This window comes from Lysinibacillus sp. (assembly GCF_032093475.1).
GTDB lineage: Bacteria > Bacillota > Bacilli > Bacillales_A > Planococcaceae > Lysinibacillus > Lysinibacillus irui.
In genome coordinates, this window is the sequence record NZ_DAMDAY010000038.1 from 13,270 (window position 1) to 30,724 (window position 17,455).

Sequence of the window (17,455 nt, forward strand, 5' to 3'; positions counted from 1 at the left end):
AGAGGGCCTCATGATTTTCATCTGAGTCCCCCTAAGCTACTAATCTTTTTGATAAATATATTTTTTCAATTGCTTTAATATAACACGTCTTGTTAATATCCCTGCAAATGTTCCTTCTTCGTCCACTACACATAAAAAGGCGTGGTTAATAACTAAATCCAAAGCACGCTGGAACGTATCCGTTAACTTTAAAACAGCGATTTCTTTTTCCATTATTGAGTCCACTTTAATATCAGGTAGCTTTTCATATTCAATATGCTCAAGTCCAAGAATCGATTCAGTAATCATTTTCATGCTTAGTAAACCTTGAAGTCGATATTTCAAATCTAATACAGGTATGGACGAGTACCCTGTACGTGTTAGTACAAGGAGTGCATGTTCCGCACTATTTCCACTTTGTACATGCGCAACTTTTTCAGAGGAAATGATAAAATCACTAATTGGCATTGCTAATAAGTCTTTGCTGTTAGTTGAAATCATGAACTTCTTCTCCTTTTCTGTCCTCACTGTGTAGAACAGTCCTTCTCTTTCATCATATCACAATTTTTCTATGTATGACCATGATCAGAACTAGAAGAGTTTTTCACGAATAATGAATTATTTTAGCCTAACAACAAAAACTAAGTACATCTTCATTCAGCTAAGCTGTTTCTTTACTGAATGAAGATGATGGTGTTTAATAGCCCGCCTTACTCCAGTAATAAAAAATCATGATACCTAAAAAAAGCAAAAAAATTGCATATACCCAAACAATGGGGTTCAACATTGTTGCATATTCTTCCACTGTTTCGGAAACCGGGGTATCATTTTCAGATTTCCGTTCAGAAGTCATTTTTGCAATTTTTAATGTGGAGACAAAAGAAATAGCAGAAATGATCACAATGGCAATGATAGCTGGTATTAACCACATACCCATAGGCAAAACTCCTTTCTTTCCCCTTAGTATGCGTCAACCAAGCTCTCTATTATGCACAACATTTATTAGAAAGGATATTGATTGAGCCATTGCCCACCATCGAGTGTGACACATTCTCCATTCATATAACTTGCTTTGTTAGACATCATAAACGTAGCTAAATCAGCAATTTCTTCAGGTGTGCCTGTGCGACCTAATGGAACAGAATCTAATGTTCGAGCCGCTGCTGCTTCTGATTCCCAAAGCTTATCAGCCCCACCTGTTCGTTCAATTGGGCCAGGTGCAATCGCATTGACTCGAATGCCATACTGTTTTCCCCATTCGACAGCTAAGGTTCTTGTCAATGACAATACCCCTGCTTTTGCCGCAGCTGAATGGATAACACCCGCTCCAGCATTCCAAGCATAAGTTGCCACCATATTTAAAATAGATCCTTTAATCTTATGTTCAATCCAATACTTACCGACAACTGAAGAACAGAAGAATGTCCCATTTAACACAATATCTACTACAGCCTTCCAGCCATTTGGTGATAAATCCTCTGCACGGACAATAAAATTACCTGCAGCATTATTCACAAGCCCATCAACTTGACCAAATTTTTCAACAGCAAATGCAAGCATTGCCTCAGCATGCTCTGGCACACGTACATCCATTTGGAATGTCTCAATAGCAGGACCAGCCTCAGCAATAAATTTTTTAGCCTCTGCTAGTCGTTCTTCGTTGCGCCCTGTGATGACAACATTCGCTCCCTCAGCAACGAATTGCTTCGCCATATAAAGCCCCATACCACTTGATCCGCCTGTAATAATAATGGTTTTCCCTTGTAACATCCCATTTCCCCCTTTATCAAAAATGAATGATGATTCATTAAAATTTTACTATATTTTCTCGAATATGTCATATTAATTCTACAGATAGCTAGTTTATTTTTCTGTCTACTAAAAAAGAGAGCTATTCTAGTAAACTGAATAGCCCCCATATATTAAAATTCATACGTATAAGCAATTTTATATAGTTCCATTAATTCTTCCTTTGTCGGTACCTTTGGGTTATTACTTGGGCTGCCACTTGCAATTGCGTCCTCTGCCATTTTAGGGATGGCATCATAGTAAGCTTGTTCCTCTATTCCCCATTGCTTTAAATTCCCAATCTTCATATGCTTACACATTTCTTTAATGGACGTAATAGCTAGCTGAGCAAGCTCTTCTTGCGATAAGGGTTCTTTTGTTTCATTAAAAAACTGACCTAAATCTGCTAGACGATCTATGCATGATTCTTTTGAAAAGTCCAGAACTGCTGGTAAAAGCATCGCATTTGAAATACCATGTGGAACATGGAAGAGTGCACCAATTGGACGTGACATGCCATGCACTAAAGCAACGGACGCATTAGAAAAGGACAGCCCAGCCTGCATAGAGCCTAATGACATAGCTTCTCTCGCATCAACATCATCCCCATGCTCATAGGCTTTTACTAGATTATTAACGATTAATTCCATAGCAGATAATGCAAGCACATTAGAATAGGGATGTGCTAAACGTGATAAATAGCTCTCTATTGCATGGCTTAATGCATCAATACCCGTCGCCGCAGTAATTGCGGGCGGTGATGTTAGCGTTAAAATAGGATCGACTATCGCAACCGTTGGCATAAAGGCTTGCTGCTTAATCATCATTTTTACATCACTCTTCGTATTGGTAATAACGGTTGCATCTGTTGCTTCCGATCCTGTACCTGCCGTCGTAGGTATGGCTATGTGAGGAATTGGTGCTTGCTCTGCAACCTTTGCCATCTTCATATAATCCCCTATGTAGCCACCATTTGTAGCCACTACTGCAATTGCCTTGGCCGTATCTATACAGCTTCCCCCACCAACCGACAGAATGACATCGCAGTTCTCGTTTTGCAATAATTGTAATCCCTCTGCTACGTACGTATCATCGGGCTCCGTTACTACCCCTAAATATGAAACCGCTTCCACCCCTTGGGTCTTTAATAGCGTACGACATTGGTTAACAAAACCTAAGCTATCCATGATTGGGTCGCTAACGATTAATGCCTTGGAGCCTAATTTTTTTGCATATTCGCCCACTTCTTCAAATGAGTCTCGCCCATATACGATTGTGCCTGGCGAATGAACCGTAAAGATTGTTTTTGTTTGAATCATATTTCAACCCTCCTAAGCTATTGAGCTGTATAGCCGCCATCTAATAAAATGGCCTGACCAGTTAACCCCTTTGCTGTATCACCTGCTAAATATAAAGCTAGTGCCGTAATTTCTGAGACATCCAGTAGCCTTTTTTGCGGTACTAGTGGATATAACACCTGTTCAAGCACTTCCTCTACCTGAATACCCCGTGTCTTTGCTAAATCACTAAACTGATTACGTACTAATTCTGTATCAACATATCCCGGACAAATGGCATTTACCGTGATTCCATTAGTCGCCACCTCAAGTGCAGCTACCTTGGTAAGCCCAATGACACCATGCTTTGCAGCATTATAACCTGCTTTACCAGCAAACCCTATGACGCCATTGATGGAGGCCATATTAATAATTCGTCCAAATTGATTTTTCTTCATATGTGGTAATGCATATTTCATCGCGACAAAGGGTGCTACGACCATTACCTTTTGCATAGCCTCAAAAATCTCCGTATGAAATTCTTCAATTAGAGAGACGTGTTGAAAACCTGCATTATTGATTAAAATATCTATTGTTGAAAAATGACTTATCGTAAAATCGATAGCCTTTTTTATAGCCTGTTCCTCTGTTACATCACATGTATAGGCAGTTAAAGTGGGATTTTGTACAACTGCCTCTTTTAATAAATGTTCATCTTTATCCGTTATCACTACATTTGCTCCTTGTTCAGCAAATGCTTGAGCCATAGAAAGACCGATGCCACGAGCTGCCCCGGTAATGAAAACCGTTTTTCCTTGCATACTACATCCCTCCTACATCTACATACCCAATGAGAATAATATGATCGCAATGATTGTACCTATAATCGGGATAATTACGGTCAATGCTCCAAATGGCATATAGGCATCCTTATGCTTTTCATTACATACCGAATTGATGGTTGTCACAACATATCCACCATGTGGCAATGAATCAAGGGAACCTGATGCGATAGCGATTGTCCGATGCAACGCTTCTGTGTCTACACCCATATCGATATAATGTGGTGCCAGTAAAGGCATCGCAATGGTTTGTCCTCCAGATGCGGAACCTGTTAAACCAGCAATAACAGCAATGGCTAGTGCACCTCCGATTAACGGACTACCAGGGATATTCGTCATAACATCTACTGTTGCAATAAAAGACGGTGTTGCTTTTACTACCCCTCCAAAGCCGACTACAGCCGCTGTATTCGCAATGGCAATAATAGCACCCATTGCGCCTGCTGCTAACGTTGCTCCAACTGATTTTGCATATTTAAAGCTCACTATATACGCCACAATACAACCACTTGTTAATGCCACAATTAAAGCCGAGGTTCCTAGGGAATCGTGAAAAATATAAGAAATTACTAAAACAACTAATAACGGCACAAGACTCAGAAGCGGGCTCGGAAGCTTACGCTTTTCATCTGCTACTGGATCTGTTGAACGTGCAATAAAAATTTCTCCATTTTTAACAGCCCGCTTAATCATCCAATTCAACCAAAGTGAGCCACCAACAGCCATGAAAATAGCGACAACAATACTAACTTGCCACCCTGCATATGGTGTGGTACCAAGGAAGGAAATGGGTATCCAGTTTTGAATTTCAGGTGAGCCTGCTGATGTCATTGTAAAAGTGACAGAACCCAGACCTAGTGCAGCAGGAATAAAACGTCGTGGAAAGTTGGCTTGTTTAAATAAACTGATAGCCATTGGATAAACAGAAAATGCTACGATAAAAACGGAAACTCCTCCATATGTGAGTACTGCGGCAGCTAATACGACAGCATAGGTGGCATATTTCACCCCAATTGTTTCAACAATCCATTTAGAGACACTATCTGCTGCGCCAGTGTCCTCCATGACTTTACCGAAAATGGCACCTGCCATGAACATTAAATACCAAGAACCAACAAACCCTGTGAATCCATCCATATAGCTTGTTAAGAAGTTGGCCTGATTTTCTTCTGCTGTTTGAGGAAAAAACGCAAGACCATTTGTGATGGCTGCTAACAGTGCTGTCAACGGTGCTGAAATAAGTAAATTTACACCTCTCATCGTTAAGTAAACTAACAATGCTAAACTACCAAAAAGACCAAGATACTCTAACATTTACACCCCACCCTTCCCCTTTTTTAGAAAAAGAGCTGTATGTTTCTACAGCTCTTTGTTTGTATTAGTCGTTATTGCTAGGGAATGCAAATGTTGATGCAGTGGAGGCATTGCCCGCCATCCAACGCTCTGAAATTGTTTTTGTTTTTGTAAAGAATCGCGCTTGATCCGGACCGAACATATGCCCCTCACCAAAACGAGAGCCTTTAAAGCCTGCGAAGTTATGGTAGCCTACTGGAATAGGAATTGGTACATTGACACCTACCATACCGACATCAATTTCCGTCGTAAATTTACGAGCTGCTAACCCATCATTAGTAAAGATAGTGACACCATTACCTAGCTCATGCTTATTAATAAGGGCAATAGCTTCCTCCAATGAATCAACACGAACAACATTACGTGCTGGACCAAATATTTCTTGCTCATAAACTTCCATGCCTGGCTTTACATGATCTAATAATGTTGGACCTACATAAAATCCTTTAGACTCTTTGACAATGTCAAGCTCTCGACCATCGCAAATTACGGAGGCTCCCTCAGCTTCCCCTCGATCAATGGCAGCAAGTATTGCTTCTTTTGATTGCTGAGAAATAACAGGGCCAAAATCTGAATCAGGGTTTGTATATGGGCCTACTTTCAGATTAGAAATTTTCCCCTTAAGAATCTCCACTAGGCGATCAGCAGTATCCTTTCCTACAGGCATAATAGTAGATATCGCCATACAACGCTGGGATGCTGCTCCATAAGCTGCACCAATAAAGGCACTAGCAACCTGTTCAAGATCCGCATCTGGCATTACGACCATATTGTTTTTACCACCACCAAGAGCAGTTACACGTTTTCCGTACTTTGATCCTGTTTCATAAATATATTTAGCTACTGGTGTTGAGCCGACGAATGAAATCGCTTGCACAGTCGGGTTTTCTAAAAGTTCATTGACCGCATCTTTATCACCATTAATGACTGTCCAAATACCATCAGGCAAACCGGCTTTCTTCCACAGCTCACTAACATACAATGCAGTCATTGGCACGCGCTCGGAAGCCTTTAATACAACAGCGTTTCCTACAGCAATAGCCATACTCGTTTGTGCTAGGGGTACCATGATTGGGAAGTTAAATGGAGAAATTGCCGCTACAACTCCTAATGGGTATTTTGCAGAATAGGCATTGATTTGACCTCCAACATTAACAGAGTATTCCCCTTTCATTAAGTGAGGCGCACCAATGGCTAAATCAACAGATTCAAGTCCCCGTGTAATTTCACCTTTGGCATCTTCAATCGTTTTTCCGCTTTCAGTGCAAATAATGTGTAATAGCTCCTCCATATTTTCAGTAATAAGATTACGGAACCTTAGCACAACTTCTGCACGCTTTGCCACTGATGTATCTCGCCAAGTTGGAAATGCTGCTTGAGCTTGCTCGATTGCATCTCGCGTTTCCTCTACTGTCGCAAGGGGCACCTTAGCAATAACATCACCTGTTGTTGGATTAAATACCGAACCAAATCGTCCACTTTTCCCTTCAACCAATTTGCCTCCAATAAAATGTGTTAATGTTTTAACCTCTTGTGCTGTCGTCATATTTTTTCCTCCTCTTATAATTGTTCTATTTTACATGTTTCTTTTAAGCTTAAATAAGCTGCAGACATATCATTTTCTCCATAGCCTTGCTGAGAAATTTCACTGTAAAGATCCACTAATTTTTCACCAATTCGCAGTGATACACCTGCTTCATCTGCCATCTCCTTAGCTAACTTCAAATCCTTTAATAGTAGATTTGTTGAAAAGCCAGGCTCATAATTATCATTTTTCATATACTCCAAATAATTGCGTTCATATATACGGCTTTGGCCATAGCTATTGCTTAAAACTTCATATAGTGTGTCTGCGTGAATACCCATTTTTTCACCAAGTACAATGGTTTCAGCGACTGCCTCTGTGTAAAACCCAATCATTAAGTTATTCAGTAATTTAATTCGTGTGCCTACACTTGAAGATGTGCCCAAGTGATAGATATTCTTTCCAACTATTCCGAATATTCTTTCAGCAATTTTATAATCATCTGTGTCACCACCAACCATAATTGTTAATGTTGCATTTACAGCCCCGATGACCCCACCACTTACAGGTGCTCCCAAATATCGTAATCCCAAAGCTTTTGCTTCTGTATGTAACGAATCATTCAATTCGGGATTTACAGTGCTAAAATCAATTAGTAAGCTACCTTTCTTTGCATGATGTAAAATGCCTTGCTCTGACTGATAAACCAATTCAACAATTTGTGGGGTAGGCAAACTGGTCATAATTACATCGCATTGTTTGGCAATTTCCTTAGCTGACTCAAGCCCGATGCCCCCCGCTGCTACGAATTGTTCCATTGCCTGTGCATTTGTATCATAACCATATACCTCATAATCTGCTCTTAATAGATTAATAGACATCGGTAAACCCATATTGCCTAAGCCGATAAAACCTAATTTCTCCTTCATTTAGACCTCCCCCAATCCTTGAAAATACAATAGAAAAGCTTGTTGATGCACTAGCCAACTTTCATTTTTTAAAGTAACATTAGTAACGAGATACCTACAATGACCACGGTCATTGACTTCGGTCAATTAAATCATAATCAATAGAAATCCATCTCGTCAATTAAAAATTTAATATTTTCTGAATATTTTTTATATAAAATATTTCACAATATTTAATAGTGGAGGTAATAAGCAGCAATGGAAGTACTCACAAACAGACAAAAAAAGGCATTAGAAACACGTGAAAGATTATTAAAAACATCTTTAGATTTATTTAATAAATATGGTTATGAGCATGTATCTGTTGAACAAATTACAAAAGCATGCAATGTTTCAAAAGGTACATTTTATACACACTTCCCTTCTAAATATGATGTTATTTTAGAAAAATTTAAGGAGCTTGATCATTTTTATAGTACTGTTGAAAAAAATATTGATGGAGCATTACCAGCAAGTGAAAAAATACTGCTAGTGTATCAAGAACAAATGAAGTATTTAACTAATGTTGTTGGTAAGGATTTATTGCGTACTGTGTATACAGCTGCAATGACAAACCAAGTGCAGCAAGATCATTATTTAATTAACCCTCAACGTAAAATTTTTCAAATTATGAATACATATATCGAAGAGGGTATTCAACAAGGAGAATTCAGACAAGATATATCAATTCCTAACATCCAAGCAATCATTCAACGTTGTATGCGCGCCAATGTTTATGATTGGTTAATACACAGCGAAGATTTCGATCTTGCTTCAGAGATGTCCCAATTTACAAAAATTGTCTTGAACGGTCTCAAGAGCAATAAGTAAAAAAAGTAGCACTTCATCCATTTTATGATGAAGTGCTACTTCTTATCAGCTTACAAAATATTGTTGCACAATTGTTTCAACTGGTAATGGTTTATTGTATAAATAGCCTTGTCCCTTTTGACAACGATGACGTTTTAGAAAGTCGACTTGTGTCGGCTCTTCAATTCCTTCAGCAATGACCTCTAATCCTAAATTATGAGACATCGAAATAATTGCTTTAATAATGGCCTCGTTTTTATCATCTTTTGCAATATCGGCAATAAATGATTGATCGATTTTAATAATATCAATCGGGTAACGTTTAAGGTAGCTTAATGAGGAATAGCCTGTTCCAAAGTCATCCACTGATACATAAACACCTAATTGCTTTAACTCTGTAAGAATTGAAAATGTTTCATGGACGTTGGTCATTGAACTTTCCGTAATTTCTACCTCTAGTAATTCTGGAGGAACATCATATTTCTTCAACGCTTCTTTAATTTTTCGCGCAAAGTTTTCTTTTCTAAATTGTTTTGGTGATATATTAACCGCTATTCGTACAGGACGGTAGCCCTTTGTCTGCCATTCGCTTTGGTAACGACAAACCTCATCAATAATCCAATCCCCTATTTCAATAATTAAGCCCGATGCCTCTGCAATTGGAATAAACTGTGCTGGTGATACAAAACCAAATTTACGATTGTTCCATCTTAATAAGGCTTCAAAACTATTGATGCTATTATTTGCTAAATCCATTTGTGGTTGCAGATGAAGGCTTAACTCATTAAATTCAATAGCACGACGTAAATGAGCCTCCATCAAGGCTTCATTTGGAAATATAGCGGTCATATCTTCACGATAATAACGATAATGTGATCGACCATGTTCTTTAACAGAAAATAAAGCCTTATCCGCTTTTCGTACAAGGGTTTCTAAATCTTTCCCATCTGCAGGACTAAGAGAAATACCAATCGATACACTAATAAAATATTCCTGCCCATCTATCATAAAAGGCTGTTTTAAAATATCCAGAATAGCATTAGCTGTCCGCTCAATTTTTTGTATCGTTGCATCTTTTAACACAAAGATAAACTCATCACTGTTATAGCGGTAGAGCGAGCATTTTGAGTAACAGAGCTCACGAAGTCTGTGACTAAACATGCGCATGAGTTCGTCTCCTCTGCTCTCACCAAGAGATTCATTGAATTTTTTAAAGCGATCAATATCAACTAAAATCAGGGCAGCTTGCTTGTGCTCCTGCTTCTTGTCATTTAAATGATGGAGCCAGTGTTCTTTAAAGGCTTTTCGATTCCAAATACCTGTTAATTCATCCATTAATGCTAGGTAATAAAATGCCTCATGATCATTCATAAATGAATTGGCATCTTTAACAAATAAATGTACACCTATCACTTCACCGTTATAATACGTTGGATGCGTTCTTAAGTAAAAGGGCTCTTTACTTAACAATTGACCCTTCAATAAACATTTTGGCATGCCAAATGCTGAGCCTTCAATTGTTTTGTCAAATAGCAATTTAAACTCATTGACATATTTATTTTCTAATAATGAAAAAATATCTAAACCTAATAGACTGTTATGTTCCCTTGACAGTGCTTGGGTAGCAGCAACGTTTTGGTGAATAATTCGACCTTGTAAATCTGTTGTTAACACTGGGCTTACATGTTGTTCTATGAATTGTAAATATGGATTGATGTCAAATTGTGTTGCCCGAAGAATAATGGCAACCATTGATTTAGCAAAGTGCTGTACATGAATTGCAAATGTTTTTTCTTGTGGACCTATACCTAATTTTAGGACATGCTGTTTATTGAATTCTTGATTTAGAAATTTCGACAATTGCAGCCAACATTGTTTTGAAAAAAAGTTCTCTGCTTTTTTGGCTGTACGATCCTGCAGCTCAATCAATGATAATAGCTTATCGTTAAATTCAACGACCTCAAACGCTGTCGTATCAACTTTTCTCAAACATACGACTGCATCAAATGGATTCAGCTGGATGAGTTGTTGATAATCTGCAAATGGCGCTACACTCTCTCTATATTTTTTCATCCTATCCCTCACTAAGTAGCGTTTTTGCTCTATTCTTCGTCTAGCGTAGGCTTTAATGCATCCTTTAAGAAAATTTCTTGGCTATTCAATGGATCTTCACTACGGTCAAACTCTTTGTAATGATATTTACCATTAGAGTCTTGAATACGTGCTTTGGCAGTATCCATTAATTGTGCATTCATTATGTCAATAATACGGGTTTTTGCCTCACTTGCATATACAGGGAATAAAATTTCTACACGTTTAATCATATTGCGTGTCATCATATCAGCTGAAGATAGATAGACTTTATTCTCTCCATTATGATGGAACCAATAGATACGAGAATGTTCAAGGAAACGACCAACAATACTTGTCACGGTGATGTTTTCACTAATACCAGGAATACCTGGTCTAATACAACAGATCCCCCGTATAATGAGCTCTACCTTTACACCTGCAATAGATGCCTCATAAAGCTTCATCATTAAGTCTTTGTCCGTCAATGAATTCATTTTTGCACGAATAAAACCATTGCCATATTTTTTATGACAGGCAATTTCTTCATCCATTAAACGAATAAACTCATCTCGAATATCAAATGGTGCAACTACTAAATGATTAAAGGTAGGTTTTTCTGTATAACCACTTAAGTAGTTAAAGAAATTTGTCGCATCAATGCCAAACTCTTTATCTGTAGTTATTATGCCCATATCCGTATAGATTTTTGCAGTTGCATCATTATAATTTCCAGTACCAAGGTGAACAAAACGTTCGATTTTGCCATTACGACGACTAACTACTAGTGTAATTTTGGAGTGTGTTTTTAAATTATTCATGCCATAAATCACAAGACAACCTGCTTGTTCTAGTTGTTTTGCCCAGTGCACATTATTTTCTTCATCGAATCGGGCCTTTAGCTCCACTAATACGGTTACTTGTTTGCCATTCTCAGCTGCAAGTTTTAACGCTTGAATAATCGGTGAATTCCCACTCACCCGATATAATGTTTGTTTTATAGCTAATACATTCGGATTAACGGCAGCCTCTGAAATAAAATCAACAATAGGGGCAAACGACTCATAAGGATGGTGGAAAAAAATATCTTGTTGTAAAGCTTTTTCAAAAATATTTTCATCTGATTGTAAGTCTAAAGGTGGCTGTGGAATAAAGCTTTCATATTCTAGATGCTCTCGACCTACAGATATGCCTTTGACAAAAGAGAACATAAAGGTTAAATCCAAAGGACCATCAATATGGAACACATCTGTTTCTTCAATTTCAAATTCATCTAGTAAGTATTGAAGCACCTCATCATTCATTTCTCCAACTCGAACTTCTAAACGGCTTCCTACTCCCCATTTTCGTTTTTTCAGTTCTTTTTCAATTTCAACTAGAAGATCACGAGCGCCCTCTTCATGGATAGTTAAATCTGCGTTTCTCGTTAAACGGAAAGCTTGTGCTGATTTTACACTGTAGCCATAAAATAATTTTTCAATATGCGCAACAATCACATCCTCCAATAAAACAACAACCGTTTTCCCTTCTTCAGATGGAACTTTTATATAGCGATCTAAAACAGATGGAACTTGTACGATTGCCACTTTTTCACGACTCTCGACATCTGTTTCGTCCTGCTCTAATAGGACTAGTAAATTTAAAGTTTTCCCAAGCAATGTTGGAAAAGGACGATATGCATCAACCGCAACGGGTGTTAAAACTGGGAAGATTGTTTCTGCAAACATTTCATTAATAAACGCTTTTTGAGCGCTATTTAAATCTTTCATATCTGCAATATGTACATTATGTTGTGGGAGTAAATCATAGATTAAATGTCGATAAACTTCCGTTTGACGACGAACTAATGCTTGTGTTCGTTCTGCAATTTTCGCCAACTGCTCCTTTGGTGTTAATCCGGATTTATTTTCAGGCTTATGGAAACCCGCACGGACTTGATCTTGTAGTCCTGCGACACGAACCATAAAAAATTCATCTAAATTCGAGCTAAATATAGCCAAAAATTTCAAACGCTCTAGCAGAGGATTATTTACATCCTCTGCTTCCTCTAAAACTCGCTCATTAAAGGCAAGCCAGCTCAATTCACGATTATTATAATACTGTGGCTTAGCAATTTCTTCTAACAATCGATTATGATTTTCTGAAAACTCTTCTTCATTAAGCTCATTTTTTGTTACTTCAGTCGTCATCCATTGTTCCACCCTTCTTCAATAAAATTGATCTTCATGGGGATTTTTAATGCCCGCTCTAAATGTTTCCTATGTCGATTAGCTTGATACTTTTCAGCAGCAGCATTCTTTTTTACATAAATATCGAGTTGGACATGATCCTCTTCTGTATGCATCTCAATAGCATGGACAACATTGCGCTTTGAAACATTTAACGCATAGACAAATTTTAATAACGCTCCAAAGTCTCTGATTTTGCGATATTCTTCACGGTCCATCCATGTTGCAAATGGAGCAGCAAATCGTTCGAAATAATCCTTATTTTTGTAGGATGCAAGAAGTGCTAGTTTTACTCGTTCTAAATGATTTAAACCATCAATTGATTGATTCGCAATTAAATAAAAGGTGTGTTGGCTTGATGAGCTTAATTCAATGTATTCTCCTATATTGAAAACCTTCGCAGCCTTTGTTAACAAATGTAAATCTTCGGGATTATACTGCAAATACCCTAAATGGCAACATTCTCGGTATAATTGATCTGTTAAATGCATCAAATAATCAACTTCCATTTCAGTCCGTCCATACTGACGTGCTAATCTTCTAGCATTTCCTTCAAATACATTGTATTTATCAAAGGCAAGTGCATCTGTTTGCAAAATTCGGTCATAAATAAGTCCTTCACGCAAGCCTCTTTTGGTCAGTTGGAATGCCTTACTATCGACTACCTCCATTAACACTCTAAAAACCTCTAATGCAGGAACAATGATATCTGCCCGATCAGATGATAGCCCATCCAGCTGCTTCAACTCTTGGAAACTTAGTCGCCCTAAAAACAAGCTTAAATCATCTAAATTTTCCTTTGTCATTTCGTAACCATGGACACTGGCAATAGGATAATCATGCTTTTGTTGATGCATTTGAGCAATATTTCTCGCACTACCACCTATAGCGATAATAGGTAAAGCCACATTTTTTATCCAAGGAAGCGATTGAAATTGCTCTTTTATATAAGCAATGAGCTCCCCCTTTTCGCTACTATTCATAATATCGCCCTTTACAAATCGTTGCTTTAAAGATACCGTCCCAAAAGGGAAACTATGTGATTGCTGAATCTCTTTATTTTCAAACAGCGTAATTTCAGTACTACCACCACCAATATCTATCGTCACTGCGGATTGCGTTCCCATAGAATAGGCAACAGCAACATATCCAAAATAAGCTTCTTCCTCTTCTGATAAAAGCTCTATTTGAATACCAGTTCGTTCCTTCATTTCCTTAATAATCTGGTCTCGGTTAGTAGCCTGTCGGATAGCGGCAGTCGCAGCTGCTTTAACATCTGTCACCTCAAAATCCTCAAGCATTGCTTTAAATGTTAATAAAGTTTCTGATAACACTTGAATACCTTCTACAGACATCTCTCCTGAGGGCTGAATATATGTACGCAAACGAGCTACCGTTTTAATATTCCCAAGCTCACGTAGCCCTTCTTCATTATCATACTGATATAATACTAATCGAATGGTATTGGAGCCGATATCAATAATGGCTGTTTTTAGCTCATTCAAATCATCACATCCTTCAAGTATCTTTTATTTATTTTGTTCATACCTATGTGGACATATACAAAAAAGTCGGTACCTCTTAAGGCATCCGACTTTTTCTTTCATTTATTTATACTTTCAGGATACCCATTATTAAAATTGTGAAGTATCATGTAAGCCACAATTACTACAGAATAAGCTGGTCAACACGTAAAATGAGCTCTGCAATTTCTGGCTTACTAATTTGATCCTCTGCTCCTACCTGATCCCCTTTATGACGAAGATCGTCTGTAATGAGACTGGAGAAAATAATGACAGGAAGCTTTTGAAGATCCGGATGCTCTTTGATTTTTCGTGTCAAATGATGTCCATCCATTTGCGGCATCTCAATATCAGTTACCACTAATTGAATATGCTCTGCAATATCACTACCACTCTTAGCAATTCCCTCTAAGTAATCATACGCATCTCGGCCATTTTCAAAGAATTCAACATTGTCATAACCAGCTTCACTCATCGTGTCAAATAATAATTTGCGTAATAATGGTGAATCTTCTGCAATTAAAATACGTTTTTCAGAACGTTCACGTTTACCAAGCTTTTTAACAGATTCCACACTGATTCCCGATTCAGGATTGATATCCACCATAATTCGTTCGAAATCCAGTAATAGAATCATTTGTTCATTTTGTTTAATCACACCAATTACTTGTGATGTTCCACCTTGATACATATCTGAAGGCTTTTCAATTTGGTCCCACGATATACGATGGATTTGTGTCACATTATCCACATGGAAAACGACACGTTGTTTATTAAATTCTGCCACTATATATTTTTGTTGTGGATTACGCTCTGCACCTTGAATTCCTAATACTCGCAGCATATCTACAACTGGTAATACTTCACCTCGTAATTGAATAATTCCTTCTACATGCGGGTGCGCGTGTGGAATAAATGTTACTGGTATCGGTTGAATAATTTCTTTTACTTTAATAACATTAATACCAAATTTATTGTTCGCTACTTCAAATTCAACGATCTCTAGCTCATTTGTGCCACTTTCTAATAATATTCCTTTATGTTCCAATGCAACCCCGCTCCTTTCTCTACATCTATTTATAATTCAATTGTATCATAGGCAATACATTTCTCCTACTTGCTATTTCCATTTTTATCATTAACTTTTAGATGTACCAATAAGCCAATGACTGTCATAACAATCAATGTCGATAATGCGACACGACTAGCAAGCGTACCATAATCCTTCATCCATAATGTAACCGTTCCGTATACTGCCGGTCCAATAATGGAGGATACTTTACCCGAAAATGCAAACAAGCCAAAAAACTGCCCACGTTTTTCGTTTGGTGATAATTCAATAATATAGGTCCTAGATGTCACCCACATTGATCCAAGGGATATACCAAATAGACTACCTGCAAGCCAGAACATCCATTGTGCTGTGGCAAAAACTGCGAACACCAAAGCGATAATCATAATAAGCGCAACGATCGTTATGGCACGCTTTGCCCCTATGGACTTTGTGATATAGCCAAATGCAAGTGAGCCAATGATTGTTGATACAGTAGAGACCAAATAAAGAACGATAAATTGACCAGAGCTAAAGCCGACAATCGCTGTAGCATAAACCGCCATCATAGCAATCGTCGTAGCAATGGCATCATTTAAAAAGAAATAAGCAATCATAAAAGTAAAGATCGCTTTATATTGTTTCATATCCTTAAATGTTTGAAGGATTTCTTTATAACCATCTAAAAATTTTAAAGATTTTCGCTGTGATTTCGGAATCGGTGTATCTTTATTAATAAAAAATAATGGCAATGAAAATAATAAATACAAAATAGCCGTTGGAATAAATGCTCGATGGAAATCGCTATTACCAACATATAAATAAACGAGTAATCCAAAAAGTGTACCCAAATAGCCAATGGCAACACCAAAACCTGAAATTAGTGGCATTTCCTCTTTTGTTCCTAGATCTCCCATCATGGAATCATAGAATACCAGACTTGAATTAAAGAAAAATTTAGCAATAACAAAGCATGCCACAACTAAAAATAAACTAAGAGGTACACCAGAGTAATTCGTTGTTGTCTGCACATTCGCAAATATCCCCATCATAAATGTAAAAAGAATAGAAATGGATGCAAACCATACAATAAACTTCTTTTTATAACCTGTGTTATCAATCCATACACCAAAAAGCGGTGAAAAAATCACAAGTAACAAACTTGCAATAGCATTTGCATAGGATATAAAGGTACTTGCCACCTGTTGCATGACTTCGTCCGTCCCTAAAACCTCATCCATGTAAAATGGGAAAAATATAGTATTTATATTTGAAGAAAAGATAGTATTCGCAAAATCATAAAATGCCCATGAAAGTATCGGCAATGATAAATAAATGGCTAACTGACTTCGATGTTGTATGTCTATTGCTGAACCCTTCTTCATAAAACCCTCCTCTCACTCTTATAATAATCCATTAATTTTCCTCTGTAATAAAAAATATCTTTCTTTAAAGAAAATTAATATTATTTACAATATATCAGTAATTTTACTGAAACATAACTATTAAATAAACGATAAATGAATACCCAACACCATTCATGTCAAGAAAAACGAAACAAGTAATCGAATTTTTGAGAAAGGTGAAAAAAGCTTTCCGTTCCTTACTACTTGTTTCCTATTGTCGCTACGCTTTAGTAGCTAAAACAGTTACGCTAACATTTCAAACAGGGTCACGCCTATCTGCTATCCTATGAGATTAAGTATTCTTCTACTTTAATCCTCAAAACTTTTATCTTTTAGCAAAGGTTTCACTAATAAATGTTCACTTTTCATTTTGTTAATGAATGTTGTGACTAATCCATTCTCTACATATAAAATAAGAGCCTATTCTTTCACAAAAGATGGAAAGAATGGGCTCTTTGTTTACTATTGCTTGTGTGTAATACAAAGAAAAGACATTATTTGCAGCATGGTTATTGGAGAGGAGCCCGTGTCACTCCTAGGGGATTAGCGTCACAGATAAGACCCTGGAGCGAACGTAGTGAGTGAAGCGGCTCATCGGACGCCCCCTGGAAAGGATGCTGGCGGAACAGAAATCAATCCCACACCTTGCCAAACGT

General features: G+C 37.5%; 14 protein-coding genes. 1 reads left to right on the forward strand and 13 read right to left on the reverse strand.

The window, feature by feature from the left end:
* Positions 1–39: 39 nt before the first annotated feature.
* The 8 genes from cbpB to RT445_RS10290 all read right to left on the reverse strand — a co-directional run bounded on the left by cbpB (position 40) and on the right by RT445_RS10290 (position 7,693).
* Positions 40–480 carry a cyclic-di-AMP-binding protein CbpB gene (gene cbpB / locus RT445_RS10255; RefSeq protein WP_274795759.1) on the reverse strand — a complete coding sequence of 147 codons (441 nt, stop codon included), beginning with the start codon at positions 478–480 and terminating at the stop codon, positions 40–42.
* 196 nt (positions 481–676) lie between these two features.
* Positions 677–916 carry a short-chain dehydrogenase gene (locus tag RT445_RS10260; protein ID WP_274795758.1) on the reverse strand — a complete coding sequence of 80 codons (240 nt, stop codon included), beginning with the start codon at positions 914–916 and terminating at the stop codon, positions 677–679.
* 65 nt (positions 917–981) lie between these two features.
* Entirely contained in the window at positions 982–1,749 is a 768-nt protein-coding gene (fadH, locus tag RT445_RS10265; RefSeq protein WP_274795757.1) for a 2,4-dienoyl-CoA reductase, read from the reverse strand.
* Between the two features lie 152 nt (positions 1,750–1,901).
* Positions 1,902–3,086, reverse strand: a complete 1,185-nt coding sequence (locus RT445_RS10270; RefSeq protein ID WP_312504782.1) for an iron-containing alcohol dehydrogenase — start codon at positions 3,084–3,086, stop codon at positions 1,902–1,904.
* 17 nt (positions 3,087–3,103) lie between these two features.
* Positions 3,104–3,865: a 3-hydroxybutyrate dehydrogenase gene (locus RT445_RS10275; protein WP_274795755.1), complete on the reverse strand. Its 762-nt coding sequence runs from the start codon at positions 3,863–3,865 to the stop codon at positions 3,104–3,106.
* A gap of 18 nt (positions 3,866–3,883) precedes the next feature.
* Positions 3,884–5,200, reverse strand: a complete 1,317-nt coding sequence (locus RT445_RS10280; RefSeq protein WP_312504784.1) for a GntP family permease — start codon at positions 5,198–5,200, stop codon at positions 3,884–3,886.
* Between the two features lie 64 nt (positions 5,201–5,264).
* The gene (locus RT445_RS10285) at positions 5,265–6,785 is read right to left on the reverse strand and encodes a CoA-acylating methylmalonate-semialdehyde dehydrogenase (protein WP_274795753.1); all 1,521 of its coding nucleotides are present in this window, start codon (positions 6,783–6,785) and stop codon (positions 5,265–5,267) included.
* Positions 6,786–6,799: 14 nt separating this feature from the next.
* Complete coding sequence (locus RT445_RS10290; RefSeq protein ID WP_312504786.1) at positions 6,800–7,693, reverse strand: NAD(P)-dependent oxidoreductase; 894 nt, start codon at positions 7,691–7,693, stop codon at positions 6,800–6,802.
* A 237-nt stretch (positions 7,694–7,930) separates the two neighbouring features.
* Here RT445_RS10290 and RT445_RS10295 point away from each other — a divergent pair, with 237 nt between their 5' ends.
* Positions 7,931–8,542, forward strand: a complete 612-nt coding sequence (locus RT445_RS10295; RefSeq protein ID WP_312504787.1) for a TetR/AcrR family transcriptional regulator — start codon at positions 7,931–7,933, stop codon at positions 8,540–8,542.
* 45 nt (positions 8,543–8,587) lie between these two features.
* Here RT445_RS10295 and RT445_RS10300 read toward each other — a convergent pair whose 3' ends face one another.
* From RT445_RS10300 to RT445_RS10320, 5 genes are all read right to left on the reverse strand, one after another.
* Positions 8,588–10,594, reverse strand: coding sequence for a putative bifunctional diguanylate cyclase/phosphodiesterase (locus tag RT445_RS10300; RefSeq protein WP_312504788.1), 2,007 nt, complete (start codon positions 10,592–10,594; stop codon positions 8,588–8,590).
* Positions 10,595–10,623: 29 nt separating this feature from the next.
* Positions 10,624–12,780: an RNA degradosome polyphosphate kinase gene (locus tag RT445_RS10305; RefSeq protein ID WP_274795749.1), complete on the reverse strand. Its 2,157-nt coding sequence runs from the start codon at positions 12,778–12,780 to the stop codon at positions 10,624–10,626.
* A complete protein-coding gene (locus tag RT445_RS10310) occupies positions 12,777–14,324 on the reverse strand; it encodes a Ppx/GppA phosphatase family protein (RefSeq protein ID WP_312504789.1) in 1,548 nt (515 codons plus the stop codon). The genes RT445_RS10305 and RT445_RS10310 overlap by 4 nt, the downstream gene beginning before the upstream one ends.
* 163 nt (positions 14,325–14,487) lie before the next feature.
* On the reverse strand, positions 14,488–15,390 hold the full coding sequence (locus tag RT445_RS10315) for a chemotaxis protein (protein WP_274795747.1): 903 nt from the start codon (positions 15,388–15,390) through the stop codon (positions 14,488–14,490).
* A gap of 65 nt (positions 15,391–15,455) precedes the next feature.
* Positions 15,456–16,778 (reverse strand): MFS transporter, encoded by a 1,323-nt coding sequence (locus RT445_RS10320; protein WP_312504792.1) that lies wholly within the window; start codon positions 16,776–16,778, stop codon positions 15,456–15,458.
* Positions 16,779–17,455 lie beyond the last annotated feature (677 nt).

Excerpts from the sequence above, each read along its gene's own strand:
- RT445_RS10285 (WP_274795753.1), bottom strand. The coding sequence starts at position 6,785 with ATGACGACAGCACAAGAGGTTAAAACATTAACACATTTTATTGGAGGC.
- RT445_RS10290 (WP_312504786.1), bottom strand. The coding sequence starts at position 7,693 with ATGAAGGAGAAATTAGGTTTTATCGGCTTAGGCAATATGGGTTTACCG.
- RT445_RS10295 (WP_312504787.1), top strand. The coding sequence starts at position 7,931 with ATGGAAGTACTCACAAACAGACAAAAAAAGGCATTAGAAACACGTGAA.
- RT445_RS10305 (WP_274795749.1), bottom strand. The coding sequence starts at position 12,780 with ATGACGACTGAAGTAACAAAAAATGAGCTTAATGAAGAAGAGTTTTCA.
- RT445_RS10270 (WP_312504782.1), bottom strand. The coding sequence starts at position 3,086 with ATGATTCAAACAAAAACAATCTTTACGGTTCATTCGCCAGGCACAATC.
- RT445_RS10260 (WP_274795758.1), bottom strand. The coding sequence starts at position 916 with ATGGGTATGTGGTTAATACCAGCTATCATTGCCATTGTGATCATTTCT.
- cbpB (WP_274795759.1), bottom strand. The coding sequence starts at position 480 with ATGATTTCAACTAACAGCAAAGACTTATTAGCAATGCCAATTAGTGAT.
- RT445_RS10275 (WP_274795755.1), bottom strand. The coding sequence starts at position 3,865 with ATGCAAGGAAAAACGGTTTTCATTACCGGGGCAGCTCGTGGCATCGGT.
- RT445_RS10320 (WP_312504792.1), bottom strand. The coding sequence starts at position 16,778 with ATGAAGAAGGGTTCAGCAATAGACATACAACATCGAAGTCAGTTAGCC.
- RT445_RS10280 (WP_312504784.1), bottom strand. The coding sequence starts at position 5,200 with ATGTTAGAGTATCTTGGTCTTTTTGGTAGTTTAGCATTGTTAGTTTAC.
- RT445_RS10300 (WP_312504788.1), bottom strand. The coding sequence starts at position 10,594 with ATGAAAAAATATAGAGAGAGTGTAGCGCCATTTGCAGATTATCAACAA.
- fadH (WP_274795757.1), bottom strand. The coding sequence starts at position 1,749 with ATGTTACAAGGGAAAACCATTATTATTACAGGCGGATCAAGTGGTATG.